Below are 16,455 nucleotides of genomic sequence, written 5' to 3'. Positions count from 1 at the left end.
GCCCGAAAGAGTACTCCATGCCCCCCGCGCAGTCCCTCGCCCGCCGTACGGGCCGGCTCCGGGTCTGCCCGGCTCTGCCGGCCCCGCGGCGCGGGGTACCGGGCCCGCGCCTGACCGTCGCGGGGATCGGGGTGAGCGCGATCCTCCGCTCGCCGACCCAGGGGTTCGTCATCAAGGCGGACCCGCGCGCGGCCCGCGCGGCGGCGCTGTGGGGCCGGGGCAGCCTGAACGATCCGCGCCGGCGACAGGTCCCGCCGGTGGCGCGCGCCGCCGACGCGCGCCGCCTGCTGCCGGCCGGCCAGGCGCGCGCATGACAAGGGCGGGTATGACGGGGACGCGTACGACAGAGGCGGGCATGACCGGAACGCGCACGACAGAGGCGGGCATGACCGGCGCGAACGTTCTGCGCAGGACCCTGAGACGCAACGCCGCACGCCTGGGCGCGGGCACCCTGCTGCTCAGCCTGCACCAGGTGTGCGAGGCGAGCGTGCCGATCCTCATCGGTGTGATCGTCGACCGTGCGATCGGCCCGGGCGACGGCGGGGCACTGCTGTGGTGGCTCGCCGCGCTGGCCGCGCTGTTCACCGTGCTGAGCCTGGCCTACCGGTACGGCGCGCGGACCCTCATGCGCGCCATCGCCCACGAGGCCCACCTGCTGCGCCTGGAACTCGCCGCGAAGATCATCGACCGGCGCGGCCTGGACACCGGTCTGCGCGCGGGCGAGTTGCTGACGATCTCCTCCAACGACGCCGACAACACCTCCGAACTCCTGGACTACCTGCCGCGCGCGGTCGGGGCGCTGGTCGCGGCGGCGATGTGCGCCGTGACGTTGCTGCTCATCGACCTGCCCCTCGGTGTGGCCGTCCTGGTGGCCACGCCGTTGACGCTGCTGGCGCTGCACGTCGGCACGCCGTACATCACCCGGCACGTCGCCGCCCAGCAGGAGCTGGCCGGTCAGGCCGCGTCGCTCGCGACCGACCTGGTCAGCGGCGTGCGGCCGCTGCGGGGCATCGGCGCCGAGGCGGCGGCCTCCCGGCGGTACGAGCGGGTCAGCAGGCTCTCGCTGGCGGCCGCGCTGCGGGCCGGCCGTACCCAGGGAATCTACGCGGCCGTCTCCGGCGCGGGCGGCGCGCTGCTGGCGAGCGGGGTGGCGGTGCTCGCCGGGTGGTTCGCGCTGCGCGGCCAGATCTCCGCCGGCGAGTTCCTGACGGTGATCGGTCTGGCGCAGTTCCTGATGGAACCCGTGGGCACGCTGACGCTGGTGCCCGGCTGGGTGGCCGAGGCGCGCGCCTCGGCCGACCGGGTGGCGCGCGTGGCCGGCGCGCCGGTGCTGCTGCCCGGCGGACCTCCGTCCGGCGGGCCCGGCGACGCCGGCGCGGCAGGCCCCTCGGACGGAGGCCCTCCCGGGCTGGAGGTCTCCGGGCTGAGCTACGACGCGCTCGCGGGGGTGGACCTGGTGGCCGGGCCCGGCGAATTCGTCGGGGTGATGGCCCACCGCCCCGCCGACGCCGACGCGCTGGTGCGGGTGCTGTCCGGGCGGGTGAGCCCCGCCGAGTACGGCGGAAGCGTGCGGATCGGCGGCCGGATCCTCGTCGAACCCCACCACACCGACCTGTTCGAGGGCACCCTCGCCACCAACCTGACCGTGGGCGGCGAGCCGGGGAGCCCGGAGGAGCTCGCGGCGGTCCTGACCGCCTCGGCGGCCGACGACGTGGTCGCCGCCCATGCCGACGGCCTGGAACACCAGGTGGTGGAACGGGGCGCGAGCCTGTCGGGCGGCCAGCGCCAGCGGGTGGCACTGGCCAGGGCGCTGCTGGCCCGCCCGCCGATCCTGGTGCTGCACGATCCGACCACGGCCGTGGACGCGGTCACCGAACAAGGCATCGCCCGGGGCCTGCGCTCCCTGCGCCACCCCGGGGGCGGCGACACCTTCACCACCCTGGTCGTGACCAGCAGCCCCGCCCTCCTCGCCGCCGCCGACCGGGTGTTCGTGCTGGACGGCGGCAAGGTGGTCGCCGAGGGATCGCACGCCGAGCTGGGGGCCACCGACGACGACTACAGGCAGGCGGTGCAGCGATGAGCACGCGGGGGGAACAGGACCTGCTGCCGGTCGCGAGCGGCGGTGAGACCTGGCGCTGGCTGCGCGCCCGGCTGCGCGAGCGCCGCGGCACGGTGGTCGTGACGCTGCTCGTCGGCCTGCTCGGCGCGACGGCGTCGGTCGTCCCCGCGTACGTGATGGGCATCCTCGTCGACCGGGTGCGCGGGCAGTCGGGCACCGCGGTGATCGTCGCGGTCGCCGTGGTCATCACGCTGTCGGCCCTCGCCGGCGGTGCCGCCACCGGGCTGACGTCCTACCTGGTGGCCAGGCTGGGCGGGCAGATCCTGGCCGTCCTTCGCGAGCGTACGGTCGCCCGCGCCCTCACGCTCCCGCTCACCACGCTGGAACGCGCGGGCAAGGGCGACCTGCTGTCGCGCGTCAGCGCGGACGCCGCCGAGGTCACCAAGGCCGTCTCCGACGTCGTCCCCGGCGTGATCGCCTCGGTCCTGCTCGGCACGCTGAGCCTGACCGCGATGGTCGGCCTCGACTGGCGGCTCGGCCTGGCCGGCGCCGTCTCGGTGCCGCTGTACGCGCTGGCGCTGCGCTGGTATCTCCCCCGGGCCGCCCCTTACTACGCGAAGCAGCGCGTCGCGGTCGCGCGCTCGTCGCAACGGCTGGTCGAGAGCATGCAGGGCGTGCGCACGGTGCACGCCTACCGCGTGGAGGAAGGTCACCTGCGCGCCATCGACACCGCCTCGCGCGACTCGCGGGAGGTGTCGGTGGGGGTGCTGGACCTGTTCACCCGTCTCGTGGGACGGGTCAACCGGGCCGAGTTCCTCGGCCTGACCACCATCCTGGTCGCCGGCTTCCTGCTGGTCCGCGCGGACGCCGTCACCGTCGGCGAGGCCGCCGCCGCGGCCGTGCTGTTCCACCGGCTGTTCAACCCGATCGGCATGTTGCTGTTCGTCTTCGACGAGGTGCAGGCGGCCGGGGCGAGCCTGGCCAGGCTGGTCGGCGTCGCCCGCCTGGAGTCCGCCCCCGAACCCGAGGGGGGATCGGCGCCGGCCGACGCCTCACTCGACCTGGTCGACGTGCGCTTCAGCTACGACGGCTCCGCCGAGGTCCTGCACGGCGTCACCCTTCGCGTGCCCGCCGGGGCCCGGGTGGCCCTGGTCGGCTCGACGGGCGCGGGCAAGTCGACCCTCGCCGCCGTCGCGGCCGGGTCGCTGCGCCCGACCGGCGGCAGCGTCCTGATCGGCGGGGTGCCGCCCTCCTCGCTGGACACGGCGAGGCTGCGCGGACACGTGGCGATCATCACGCAGGAGACCCACGTCTTCGCCGGCCCCCTCGTCGAGGACCTGCGCCTGGCCCGCCCCGGCGCGACGGCCGAGCAGGCCGCCGCGGCCCTGGAGGTGGTCGGGGCGCTGCCGTGGGCGCTGGCGTTGCCCGAGGGCCTCGGCACCGTGGTCGGGGAGGGTGGCCACGAGCTCTCGCCCGCCCAGGCGCAGCAGCTCGCCCTGGCCCGCCTGGTGCTGGCCGACCCGGCCGTCGCCGTACTGGACGAGGCCACCGCGGAGGCGGGCAGCATGGGCGCGCGCGTGCTGGAGGACTCGGCCGCCGCGGCCACGCGCGGCAGGACCACCCTGGTCGTGGCGCACCGGCTGACCCAGGCCGTCTCCGCCGATCGTGTCGTCGTCCTGGAACACGGGCGGATCGTCGAGGAGGGGCCCCACGAACGGCTGGTCGCCGCCGGGGGCCGCTACGCCCGTCTCTGGGAGGCCTGGGAGTCGCGCTAGGTCCGGGGCCGGGCCCCGCCCGGGGCCGAAACCGACCGCCGTGGTCTTCCCCGCGAACCCGGGGCGGGCCTTCCTCGCCTCCTCGATCCTCGCGTCGACCTTGTCGACCGGCGCCCGGGCCTCGGTGCTCCCGCCCAAAACCCTGCCGACGGTCGAGGCGGCTCCGTCACCCTCACCGTCACCGTCACCGTCACCGTCACCGTCACCGTCACCGTCACCGTCACCGGGCGAGTTTGGCGAGCATGTCGGGTAGTTCCGCCTCGTGCACCACGGCGAGGCGCCTGGTGGCTCGGGTGATCGCCACGTAGAGATCGTGACCCCCCTTGGGCGACTGGGCGAGGATCTCGTCAGGGGCCACGACCACGACGGCGTCGAACTCCAGCCCCTTGGACTGGGTCACGGTGAGCACCACCACCGGCGTCTCGAGGTCGACCTCGGCGAAGCCGGTATGCCGCGCGTCGGGAACGATGACGGCCAACCGCCCTTCGCCGATCGCGGCGAGCTCGGACTCCACCACGTCCGCGAACCCGGGTGACGTCCGGCGGATGGCGCGAGGCGGAGCCCCGCCGGTACGGACCGACCGCGGGGGGACCTGGCCGGGAGCCACGGCGCGCAGGACGTCGGCGGCCACGTCCATGATCTCGGCCGGGGTCCGATAATTGATCATCAGTCGCTCCTCGCGCCAGCGGCCCTCGGCATAGGGAGCCAGCACCTCTTCCCAGGTGCGGGCGCCCGCCGCCGACCCCGTCTGGGCGATGTCGCCGACGACGGTCAGCGAGCGGGTCGGGATGCGCCGCATGACCGAACGCCAGGCCATCGCCGACAGCTCCTGGGCCTCGTCGATGATCACGTGACCGTAGACCCACGTCCGGTCGGCGGCCGCGCGCTGGGCGGTGGTCAGCGCCGGGCCGCGGTCGTGATGACGGTCGGCCAGGGTGCCGACGTCCAGCAGGTCACCGAGCCTCGCCCCGGCCTCGTCCAGGATCTCGAAGTTCTCGTTGTAGGTCAGCACGTCCTGGGCGTAGGCCCGCTCGTCGCGCCGCTCGGCGGCGTCGGCCCGGTCCCGTTCCGGATCGGCGGTCAGGTCGGAGCCGAGCAGCTCGGCGGCCTCGTCGAGCAGCGGCACGTCACCCACCGTCCACGGCGCGTCCGGCGCGCGTAGCAGCTCCCCCGCCTCACCGGCGTCCAGCCCCGCCGAGAGCATCGCCTCCCAGTCGGACAGCAGCTCGCCGACCAGTCGCTCCGGGGTGAGGACCGGCCACAGCTCGTCCACCGCCTGCCGTACCGCCGGCTGCTCCCACAGCACCCGGCACGCCTCCCGCAGCGTCTCCTCCTCCTCGACCCGCATCTCCTCCTCGTCCGGCGGCAGATCCAGCCACGGGTCGCCGTCGTCGGGCAGTATCACCCCCAGCTCCTCCTCGTCCGTCAGCCACTCGTACTGCGCGGCCTCGGCGGTGGCCAGCGCCCGCAGCATGTCGAGGACGAACACGTGCCGGGACTCGTTGTGCAGGCTGCGCAGCCCACGGGCGCGGTCGCGGGCGACGACGCAGGTGTCGTGATCCACGCGGAGCGTCGTCCAGTCGATCACGACCTCCTCGCCGCCGCGCACCGACGTCCGAGCGGGGATCCTGACCTCGAGGTCCCCTTCGGGAACCCGCTGCCGATCCTGTACGGCTTTCGCCATCACCTCGACCATCCGCAGGTCACCCTTGATCACGGCCTGGGACGGGCCGTCCTCCGCCGTCGCCGTGATGCCCGGATAGAGCCGCCCGAGCGTGGCCATCACCACGTCGCTCTCGCCGAGGGAGGGCAGCACCTGCTCGATGTAGCGGGAGAACAGGTCGTTGGGACCGATGACCAGGACACCCCTGCGCTCCAGGACGTCCCTGTGCGTGTAGAGCAGGTAGGCGGCCCGGTGCAGCGCGGCGACCGTCTTACCGGTGCCGGGACCGCCCTGGACCACGAGGATCCCGTGCAGACCCGAGCGGATCACGCGGTCCTGCTCGGTCTGGATGGTGGCCACCACCTCGCTCATCTTGCCGGTCCTCGCCCGCCGCAGCGTCGCCAGGAGCGCGGCCTCCCCGACCAGCGACCGGCGGTCGGCGTCGCTCATCCGATCGAGGTCGAACACCTCGTCGTCGACGCCGACCACGGTCCGGTCGCGAGTGTGCAGGTGGCGGCGCCGTACCAGTGAACCCGGGTCGCCGGGCGTGGCGGTGTAGAACGGGCGGGCGGCGGGCGCCCGCCAGTCGATCAGGACCGGCTCGCCGTCGCCGTCGCGCAGCCCGATCCTGCCGACGTAGAGGGTCTCACCGCCGGAGTCGTCGATCCTGCCGAAGCACAGGCCATGCTCCACTCCGTTGAGCCTGGCGAGGCGCCTGGCGTACTCGCCGGAGAACACCTCCCGCTCGACCATGCCCCGGGCGGTGCCGACCCCGGGACTGCGGTGGGCCTCCTTCAGAGAGATCTCGGCCCGCTCACGCGCCTCGTCGAGGTGGCCGTACAGCATGGTGACGTAGGACTGCTCGGTTTCGATCTGAGGGCTTGACACTTGACGGCTCGGCATTTCCTTGGTACGCTCCTCTTAGTTGGGGGCGTGTTCTCTTTTTTACGTGAGAGCGCTAAGAAGACGAGTATAGACCGCCCCGCGCGCCGATGCATCGGCCCAGCGCCGTCAGCCGCCGACCTCGGGTCGCGGAGACCCGGGCCGCAGAAACGCGGCGATCGAGGCGCGGATCCGCGAGCTGATGGACGCCGGCGCGGCCCCGTCGGGCGAGGCGGCGATGGACGTGGCCGAGGCGCAGCGGCGGCCAACGCCGCGCGCGCTGCCGGCGCGCCGCCCGCGGCCGGGCGACCGGCCCGTTCGACGCGTGAGGCATGCGGCGGTTCGCCTCCCCCGCCCGAGGCCGCGCGGCGGTCTTTCCGGGGAACCCGGGGTGGGCCGGCCGGGCCGGGAGCCGCGATAGCGTTCCCTCCGTGATTCAGAACGACGGAGCCGAAGGAACCGAACGGGCAGCGGCGATCGAGGAGTCTCCCGGCCGGCCGGGAGACTCCTTCCGCGTGACCTTGCGTCCGATCACCGGCGACGACCGGGAGGAGTTCCTCGGCCTGGTCCGCGCCAGCGCCGGCCTGCACCATCCGTGGATCTCCCTGCCCGGCACGGCCGACGGGTTCCAGGCTCTCCTCACCCGCTACGCCCAGCCCGACGAGGAGTGCCTGCTGGTCCGCCTGCGCGACACCGGGGCCATCGTCGGCGTGATCAACATCAACAACATCATCCGCGGACGCTTCCAGTGCGGGGCCATCGCCTACGCGGCCTTCGCCCCCACCGCCGGGCAGGGCTACATGTCCGAAGGTCTCCAACTGCTGCTGAGACACGCCTTCGAGGACCTGCGGCTCCACCGCCTGGAAGCCCAGGTCCAGCCCGGCAACAGGGCGTCCCTCAAGCTCCTCGAACGGCACGGCTTCAGGAAGGAGGGCTACTCGCCCGATCTCCTGTTCATCGACGGCGCCTGGCGAGACCACGAACGGTGGGCCATCACCGCGCGGATGACCGGCACCCGGCCGACGCCTCCGCACCACACCCTGCCGGACCGCTGAACCGCCGCGGCCCCCGCCGTCCCGGCACGCCCGCCGGACCGGCACCACCCGGCCACGACCCGCCGAACATCCGTCACTCTCCGTGAGAGTGCCATGGCCCGCGGGCCCGGTGACGACGATCGTCACCGGACCCCGCCGCGGCACGCGCCACCCCCCCCGCTTTGCATGACCATGCGCCGTAATGCATAATCTTGTTTCATGTCCAAGGTTCTCACCTCCCTGCCCACCGGCGAGCGGGTCGGCATCGCCTTCTCAGGCGGCCTCGACACCTCGGTCGCCGTCGCGTGGATGCGCGACAAGGGTGCCGTTCCGTGCACCTACACCGCCGACATCGGCCAGTACGACGAGCCCGACATCGCCTCGGTGCCCGGCCGCGCGCTGGCGTACGGCGCCGAGATCGCGCGACTGGTCGACTGCCGCGCGGCGCTGGTCGAGGAGGGCCTGGCCGCGCTCACCTGCGGCGCGTTCCACATCCGCTCGGCAGGGCGCCCCTACTTCAACACCACGCCGCTCGGCCGTGCCGTCACAGGGACCCTGCTGGTCCGGACGATGATCGAGGACGACGTGCAGATCTGGGGCGACGGCTCGACGTTCAAGGGCAACGACATCGAACGGTTCTACCGGTACGGCCTGCTCGCCAATCCCCACCTGCGCATCTACAAGCCCTGGCTGGACGCGGACTTCGTGTCCGAGCTCGGCGGCCGCAAGGAGATGTCGGAGTGGCTGCTCGCCCACGGCCTGCCCTACCGCGACAGCACCGAGAAGGCCTACTCGACCGACGCCAACATCTGGGGCGCCACCCACGAGGCCAAGACCCTGGAGCACCTCGACACCGGCATCGAGACCGTGGACCCGATCATGGGCGTGCGGTTCTGGGATCCCGAGGTCGAGATCGCCGCCGAGATCGTGACCATCGGCTTCGAGCAGGGCCGCCCGGTGACGATCAACGGCAAGGAGTTCGCCACCCCGGTCGACCTGGTGATGGAGGCGAACACGATCGGCGGACGGCACGGCATGGGCATGTCTGACCAGATCGAGAACCGGGTGATCGAGGCCAAGAGCCGCGGCATCTACGAGGCGCCCGGGATGGCGTTGCTGCACGCGGCGTACGAACGGCTGGTCAACGCGATCCACAACGAGGACACCCTGGCGAGCTACCACAACGAGGGACGGCGGCTCGGCCGGCTGATGTACGAGGGCCGCTGGCTCGACCCGCAGGCGCTGATGCTGCGGGAGTCGCTGCAGCGCTGGGTCGGCACGGCGATCACCGGCGAGGTGACGCTGCGGCTGCGGCGCGGTGAGGACTACTCGATCCTGGACACCTCCGGCCCGGCCTTCAGCTACCACCCGGACAAGCTGTCGATGGAGCGCACCGAGGACTCGGCGTTCGGCCCGGTGGACCGGATCGGCCAGCTCACCATGCGCAACCTCGACATCGCCGACTCGCGCGCCAAGCTCGAGCAGTACGCCGGCCTCGGCATGGTCGGCACCACCCATCCCGCGCTCATCGGCGCCGCCCAGGCGGCCTCGACCGGGCTGATCGGCGCGATGCCGCGGGGCGGCGCCGAGGCCATCGCCTCACGCGGCGAGGTCTCCGGCGACGACGAGATGCTCGACCGCGCCGCGATGGAGTTCGGCACCGACTGACCGGCTCGCCCGGTCAGTCGTCCCGGTCCACCAGGGCGGGGGAGATCGGCCTCCGGCGGAAGCCGGTCTCCCCCGCCCTCACCGGCCGTCCCGGATCACTTCGGGTCCTTCCACCCGGAGAGGATGTCGGTGGGCTCCCCCTTCCCCGAGCCGCCGTCCCGGTTCGCGGCGTCGATCAGGCGGCCGAAGTCCTTGCGCGACATGAGCTCGTCCGGAGTGGTGGTCACCCGCTTCTCGGTCTCCGGATGGGACGGGCCGGCGCACTCGGCGTGCTCCGGGGTGCACGTGCCATACGCGCCCATCTGGTCCAGGGGCCCGTCCCAGGCCTTGCGCCTGGCGTCCTCCGCCCTGGCCCGCAGCATCATCCCGTAGGCGATCAGTCCTCTCGCCGCGTCCCTCGCGCCCTCGTCGTCGTGGTCCATCGCGTTGGCCGTCACCATCCCGGGGGCCTCGTAGGTGAGGCCGTCCGCGCTGGTGTAGGTGGTGACGTCGGCGCCGGTCAGGAACCCCCCGGTGCCGAAGATGCCGACCTCGGCCTTGACCTGCCAGGTGCCGCCGCTCTCCGCGTCCGGGAGGGCGGGTCCGTACACGGTCACCAGCATGGCCTCGGCGGAGTTCCCGTCGGCGACGGAGGTCTCCAGGTGGCCGACGTCCAGTTGCGCGGAGGTGCCCCAGGTCCGGCGGCCCGCGGAGATCTCGGCGTTGGTGGCGTTGACCTCGACGTGCATGAGGGTGCCGACTCCACCGCCGTTGTAGTGGGTCTGCCGGGCGAAGGTGGAACCGTTCGCCGGCCGGTCCTCCAGGCCGTCCGGGTCGACCAGGCCGACCGGGTTGTTGCGGGTGTAGGTGTAGAGGTTCGCCCGCCGCGGGTCCGCGGTGTCCGGTGTGAAGCGGTACTTCGGGTCGGCGGAGGTCCACTGCAGGGCCAGCGGGTCGTAGTAGCGGTATCCGTAGTAGTGCAGCCCCGCGGTGGCGTCGCGGTCCTTTCCGTTGAACTCCCGGGAGTACTTCCCCGCCGGGGTGCCTTCGGCGAGCGTCTCGGTGAGCAGCTCGCCGAAGGCGCCGTAGGAGGCGGTCCGCAGCGCCGGGGCCTGGCCGGTGGCGTCGGGCGCCGCGCCGAGGGTGAGGACCTGGTGGCCCTGCACCGAGCCGACGTGATGCTCGACGGTGCCGGTGGCGTGGTCGCCGTCGACGCGGGCCACGGCGTCGCCGCCGATCCGCACGAGGTTGCGGTACTCGGCGGCCGCGCCGGGCCGGTAGCGGGCCTCCAGGTCGCCGAACCAGCGGCGGACCTCGGCGAGGGTGCCGCCGGCGTCGTACCGGATCGCGGCGATCCGGGTGTTGCCGTCGTAGAGGAAGGTCTCCTTCTCCCCTCCCGGCCGGGTCACCCTGCGCAGCCGGTAGCCGTCCCAGCGCTGGCCGACCACGGTGCCGTCGGGCAGCGCGCGGGTGAGCGTGTTGCCCGCCTCGTCGTAGGCGTAGACGGCCAGGTCGGTCCCGTCGGCCCGGCGCAGCGCGACCAGCCGCTGCGGGTCGCCGCCCGCCCGCGGGTCCTGGTAGACGTGGGTGACGTCACGGGTCACCGGCCGGGCCGCGCCGGTCGCGGAGACGCCGGCCGCCGCCATCCGGCCGCCCGGGGTGTACCGGAAGGTGCCCCGGTAGCCGGTGCCGCCGGACTGCGCGGCGCCGGTGAGCTGGTGGCGGTGGTCGTAGCCGTAGGTGGTGGTGCGGACCGGCTCGCCGGTGCCGCCGAGCTGCTCGGCGATCTCCTTCACCTCGCCGTTGTCGTGGTAGCTCAGCGTCTGCCGGTACCGCTGGGTGCCGCCGGCCTTGCCCATGGCCTGCAGTGAGGTGGCGCGGCCGAACCTGTCGTAGCCGTGGAACACGACCGGGCGGGCGAACCCGGCGGTGCCGGCCTGGTTGGCGGACCTGACGGTGACCAGGCCGAGCCGGTTGCGGAAGGACTGGATCGTCATGTTCCTGCCGCCGACCGTGAACCGCACCTCGGAGGGCACGCCGTCGTGGTCGTAGCCGGTGTGCACCGACGGCCCCTCGTAGGTGACCGTTCCGTGCGCCATCGCCGCGGAGTACGTGCCGCGTTCCTCGTTGCCGGCCGCGTCCCGCTGGTGGTCGACCACCAGGTCGTCCGCCGTGACCGGTCCGGGCAGCGCCGGCACGATCTGCCGGGCGCCGGCCAGGTGGCCGTACGGGGTGTAGCGGTTGATCACGGTGACCGACGGCGAGCTGGTGTACGACAGCCGGCCGACCTGGTTGGCGGCCTGGACCGCGGGGAGCGACGAGTGCGCCCGGTCGTAGCCGTACTCCTTGGGGCCGAACCTGAACTCCTCCCGCTCCGCGGCGGTCAGGTCGCGCACCGCCGGGGTCTCCCTGACGATCCGGTTCAGGTCGTCGTACTCGGTGGTGTGGGTGTAGGCCGCCGCCTGCGCGCCGGCCGGCAGCGGCTCGGTGATCGACGTCATGTTGCCGTTGGCGTCGTAGCCGTACGACCAGGTGCGGCCCGCGCCGGTGATCGACCGGCGGTTGCCGGAGTGGTCGTGCACCAGCGTGGTGGTCACGCCGTCGGAGTCCGACACCGAGGCCGTGCGGCCCGCGCCGTCGTAGGCGTAAAAGGTGGTGGCCCAGAGCGGGAGGCTCTCGCCGTCGGAGTCGCGGGTGCCGCGCCACTCGTCGATCGTGGAGACCTGCCCGGCCGCGTCCCGCCGGGTGATCGTCTGGGACGGCGGCGAGCCGTCGGCGGTCTGCTGCGAGACGGTGTGCGCGAGCCCGTCGTAGGTGTGCAGCTCGAAGACCTGCGACCCCGACCCGGTCTCCTGGACCCTGACCGGCCGGTCCAGCGCGTCGTAGGTCGTGCGCACGCCCACCGAGCCGGACTCGCCGTCGCCGCGCGGCACGAACACCTGGTACGCCCGGCCCGCGGCGTCGTAGTCGTAGCTCGTCGTGAAGTCCTGCTGGACCCGCTGCCGCACGACGCTGCGCAGGGTGCGGCCCAGGCCGTCGAACTCCGTCGTCGTGCTGCTGAACAGGCCGTCCCCGACCAGTTCCCGCGTCACGCGCGACACCGGCGCGCCGGTGCCGGGCGCGTCGTCGTAGGTGGCGCCGGCCACCTCGACGCCGGTCGCCCCGCCCGCGCCGGCGGCGTGCCGCAAGGTCTGCAGCGGCCGGCCGAACCCGTCGATCCTGACGACGGTGCGCTCGCGGAACTCCGCGTCGCCGAACGCGCACGCGGTCGCCGGATCCGGCTCGCCGCCGGCGTCCGGCCCGTCCGGGCAGACGTAGTCCGGGCCCGCCACGTCGAGCGCGACCCCGGTGCCGAGGTCCACGACGGACGTCGTCACGTGGCCGGCCGGGTTGGTCGTGCGGACCGCGTGCACACCGTGGGCGTCGTAGGCGTACTCGGTGAACCCCGCCGCGTCGTTGGTGTTGCCGTACCTGGCGATCTGCGCCGGCTGCCAGGTCCGGTACGGCAGGCCGCGGTCGGCGCCGTCGCCGCCGTAGTACTGGTAACGGGTGGTCCGGTCGGGCACGCCCGCCATGGCGTCGTCCACCGTGACGTTCTTCGGGTAGTGGAAGTCGCCGTCGTGGTAGGAGGTGCGGGTCACCCCGAGCGGGGTCGTCACGCCGTCGAGCACGCGCTCCTCGACGGTGGTGTCCGGCGCCACCCGGTACACCGCGCTCGTCCAGGCCACCTTGTGGGACGGCGAGGCGCGCCGGATCTCCTGCCGGCCCTGCCCGTTGACGAAGCGGGTCTCGACCTCGCTCGGCAGGTCCGCGACGAACTTCCCGCCGACGCTGCTGCCGGCCCAGCCGGTCTCGACGACCAGCGACGGCGCCGACGCGACGCACGCGTCCGCGGTCTGCCCGAGGGCCCCGGCGCAGGTACGGGTGGTCGTCGCCCGCGGCAGCACCACCCGCGGAGAGAAGCCCGCCGCCATGCCGGGCGCGCGCAGCCACAGTTCCCGCACGTGGTAGGTCTCGTCCACCAGCCGCATCACGCCCGTCCGGCCGGCCGGGTCGAACGCCGGGGCCGCGGTGAACGCCGCGTCGCCGCGGACCGTCGCGGTGCGCCGGGGCAGCCCGCGGTGGTCCTGGTCAAAGGCGTACAGCCGGACCGTGGTCAGGTCGTCGCCGGCGTCACCCGGGTCGCCGACCCGCAGCGTCCGCGCCTCGGCGAACCCGCGGAACCGGGACTGCCCGTACGGGCCGGGCGTGAAGGCGGGCAGCCGGAAGTGGTGGCGGGTGGTCATCTCCGGCTCGCCCTGCCCGGGACGCACGGTGACCCGCGTGGCCGTCCACTTGCCGGCGGCCGGGTCGTAGCCGTACGACACCAGGGACGTGGCACCGTAGCCGTTGCTCACCGTGCGCAGCAGCCGCGCCGGGGCGTTGTGGCTCTCGCCGGTGTCCAGGATCGGCTTGGCGTACCGGACCGTCACCGAGCCGTCGCCGTCGCCGTCCTCGACCAGGTCCAGCAGGCCGTCGGCGTTCACGTCGACCGCCTTGTGCGCGTAGGTGTGCAGGTAGTCGGCGCGGTCCACGAACTGGTTCTGCATGGCCCCGCCGGTGACCCGGCCGCCGAGCCGGTCGGCGAGGGCGGCGTCCACGCCGGTGGCCCTCACCCAGGCGGCGCCGCCGCCCAGGTACAGCTTGGCCGCGGTGCCGGCGTTGTGGAACAGCACGTCCGGCACACCGTCGTAGTCCAGGTCCACCAGCCGGGTCCTCACGTACCGGGTGCTCGCGGTCGGGTAGCCCTGCCAGTCGTGGGAGTCCTCCACCAGCCGGAACGACTCCAGCCGCCTGGTGTCGGCCGCGCCCTCGCTGAACATCACCTGACCGCCGCCGGCCGCGGTGCCGAAGCCGAACCCGGTGTTGTAGGTCACCCGGGTGCCGCCGTCTCGCACCTCGATCCGGTCGGGCAGCCCGTCGGCGTTGATGTCCGGCTCGACGCCGCCCCGCATGTAGCCGGTGTAGGTCTCCAGGCAGCCGGGGCAGCCGGAGCCCTCGGCCCGGTCCCTGCCCGGCGCGAAGTCGGCGTTCTGCGCCCCGTCCGGCAACTTGATCGGGTCGCCGAAACCGCCGCCCTTCGTGCCGGGAAGCACGTAGCCGCTGTCCACCGCGAAGTCGCCGTAGCCGTCGCCGGTGATGTCGGCCAGCGTGCCGAGGACCTGCTTCGAGCCTTCGAGGGGGGCGTACGGCGCGTGGAAGGCGCCCACGAACCCCGGCTCGGGCACCGTGACGATCCGCTCGTTCAGCCGGGTGTCGGTGGTCCGGCCCGCCGGGACCTTCGCCGGGGTCGCCTCGAAGCCGGTGCCGGTGTTGCGGTACACGTACCAGTACGCCTGGCGCGCCGTCACCTGGATCGGGTCGATCGCCGAGTTCGGGATGCGGAATTCGAACTCGGTCCGCCAGTGCGGGTCCGCGGGCACGCCGTCGCGCTCCGGGTCGTCCCAGAGCGGCGCGGGCACGCCGTGCGTGCTCGCGTACGGGCAGTGCACCGAGGCGATCGGCTGGGAGATCAGATCGGGGCGGCGGTCGCCGTCCACGTCGTAGAAGCCGTGCCTTACCTGCTGCATGGAGCCCCAGCCGGCGCGCGCCCCCCAGTTCGCCACCGTGTGACACGGTTTGGATGCGTCGCCCTGCCAGCCCGCCGAGGTGGAGCTGAACGAGCGGTTCAGCGAGCACAGCAGCTCGCCCACCCCGCTGTCGCCCGCGCCCGCGCTCACCGGCACGTCCGCCATGGCCTTGGCCAGGCTGAACGACGCGAAGAGCGCGTCGTCCCTGGCGAAGCCCTGCTCGCCCCGGTTCACGTACACCTCGACGTGGCAGCCGCCGGTGAACGGGCCGGCCGTGCTTGCCCGCGACAGGTTCATGTCGCCGGACTCGCCCGAACGCCTCAGCAGGTCCACCCGGCCGTCGCCGTTGACGTCCAGCCACATCCGGGTCACGCTCTCCCCGGACGCCTGCGCCGCCGACGCCTGCCAGGACAGGTGGTAGGAACCCGGCGGGTTCGCCGTGCCGTCGCCCGGCACCGCGCAGAACTTCGCGTCGCAGGACCGGAAGCCCGACGTGGGCGCGAACAGCCCGGCCGTGTCGCCGAACTGGTCGACCGTGTTGGTGTCGACCGACTCCGGCATCCTCAGGTTCGCCACCGTCACCGCGGGCTGGTAGTGCTCCTCCCTGGTGTACGCGGCCGCCTTGCCGTACGTGAACCGGGTGGCGGGCAGCACCGTCGTGCTGCCCGCACCCGAGCCGATGTTCGGCGAGTACGCGGTCTGCTGGACGCTCGCCAGCTCGCGGAACGGCGCGGCCGTCCCCGCCGCGCAGTCGTCGGTGCCCGAGTAGCCGAGCCGGTACCGGCGTACGTGGAAGAACCCGGTGCCGTTCAGGTTCTTGCGCTGCGTGACGATCTGGTCCAGCTTGCGGGTGCCGGACAGCAGCCCCGTCCCGTACCGGTGGTCGAGCCTGCTGCCGACCGGCAGCAGGTCCGAGGTGTCGGGATCGCCGCAGAAGACCGGGTCCAGGTGGTCGAACACCACCCGGGCGTACGGCTGGTCGCCGCCGGCCTGGGACGAGCCGGGCGACCAGTACTCGATGCTCGACAGCAGGAACTCCCGCGGGTGCCCGGCCGCGGGCGCGGCCGTGGTGCGCCCCACCACGGTGTAGTTGTACATGAGCCGGTGGCCGGTGTGGTCGGTCTCGCTGACCAGCGGCGCGTACCCGTACGGGTGCCGGCTCTTCACCCCGAACCGCTGCACCGTGCCGTCGCCGCGGAACGCCTTCCACCAGTACGGCTCGGAGGCGACCTCGCCGAGATACTCGAACCGGGTGTAGCCGGTGTCGTTGAGCGCCCGGTACCCCACCCCGCCGGGCGAGACCGGCAGGCTCGGGTCCGGCACCATCGGGCTGCCGTCCGGCGCGGCGAAGTTGCGCGGATCGGCCGCGCCGCCGCCGTCCGGCCGCTCGGGGCGGAACGTCCCGGCCTCCGGGTCCACCGTGACCGCCCGCACCGGCAGGCTCCACCCCGCGGCCACCCCGCCGTGCACCGGTGCCGACGACGCGTACCGCAACTCCACCGCCGGGCTCTGCCCCCGCCGTCCCGGCGGGACCTCGATCGGGTACGAGTACGTGAAGTCACCGTCCGGGGCGGTCTGCCCGGATCCCCCCGCCGGTGCCGTCGCCTCCGGCGCCCTGTTGGCCCCCGCCATCAGGGCGGCCGCGTTTCCCGGCCGCCGCGCGTCCGCGCGCGCGGGCGCGCTCGTCACCAGTCCTCCCGCCAGTACGGCCACCGCGGCGACCACCGCGACCGGACCCCCGGCCCGTCTTCGTAACACGTGAAACTCCTTGGACAGGAAGAGGAGG

The 16,455-nt window shown here is 73.5% G+C and carries 7 protein-coding genes; 5 read left to right on the top strand and 2 right to left on the bottom strand.

What is annotated here, in order from left to right; genetic code table 11:
• Positions 1–17: 17 nt before the first annotated feature.
• The 3 genes from AB0F88_RS25905 to AB0F88_RS25895 are packed head-to-tail and all read left to right on the top strand — an operon-like array spanning position 18 to position 3,834.
• A complete protein-coding gene (locus tag AB0F88_RS25905; RefSeq protein ID WP_362689063.1) occupies positions 18–314 on the top strand; it encodes a hypothetical protein in 297 nt (98 codons plus the stop codon).
• Positions 315–355: 41 nt separating this feature from the next.
• A complete protein-coding gene (locus AB0F88_RS25900; RefSeq protein ID WP_362689061.1) occupies positions 356–2,080 on the top strand; it encodes an ABC transporter ATP-binding protein in 1,725 nt (574 codons plus the stop codon).
• The gene (locus tag AB0F88_RS25895) at positions 2,077–3,834 is read left to right on the top strand and encodes an ABC transporter ATP-binding protein (RefSeq protein ID WP_362689058.1); all 1,758 of its coding nucleotides are present in this window, start codon (positions 2,077–2,079) and stop codon (positions 3,832–3,834) included. Before AB0F88_RS25900 ends, AB0F88_RS25895 begins: the two co-directional genes overlap by 4 nt.
• Before the next feature lie 220 nt (positions 3,835–4,054).
• Here AB0F88_RS25895 and AB0F88_RS25890 read toward each other — a convergent pair whose 3' ends face one another.
• On the bottom strand, positions 4,055–6,400 hold the full coding sequence (locus tag AB0F88_RS25890; protein WP_362689055.1) for an ATP-binding domain-containing protein: 2,346 nt from the start codon (positions 6,398–6,400) through the stop codon (positions 4,055–4,057).
• A 410-nt stretch (positions 6,401–6,810) separates the two neighbouring features.
• On the opposite strand from AB0F88_RS25890, the gene AB0F88_RS25885 reads away from it, so the two are divergent.
• The gene (locus tag AB0F88_RS25885) at positions 6,811–7,434 is read left to right on the top strand and encodes a GNAT family protein (RefSeq protein ID WP_362689052.1); all 624 of its coding nucleotides are present in this window, start codon (positions 6,811–6,813) and stop codon (positions 7,432–7,434) included.
• A gap of 198 nt (positions 7,435–7,632) precedes the next feature.
• On the top strand, positions 7,633–9,081 hold the full coding sequence (gene argG, locus AB0F88_RS25880; RefSeq protein WP_362689049.1) for an argininosuccinate synthase: 1,449 nt from the start codon (positions 7,633–7,635) through the stop codon (positions 9,079–9,081).
• 95 nt (positions 9,082–9,176) lie between these two features.
• On the opposite strand, the gene AB0F88_RS25875 is transcribed toward argG, so the two are convergent.
• Positions 9,177–16,427, bottom strand: coding sequence for an RHS repeat-associated core domain-containing protein (locus AB0F88_RS25875; protein ID WP_362689046.1), 7,251 nt, complete (start codon positions 16,425–16,427; stop codon positions 9,177–9,179).
• Between the last annotated feature and the right edge of the window lie 28 nt (positions 16,428–16,455).

Source organism: Streptosporangium sp. NPDC023963 (assembly GCF_040639135.1).
In the GTDB taxonomy this organism is placed as follows: Bacteria; Actinomycetota; Actinomycetes; order Streptosporangiales; family Streptosporangiaceae; genus Streptosporangium.
Note: the sequence above shows the minus strand (reverse complement) of the source record. Positions and strands in the feature narration are given on the sequence as shown.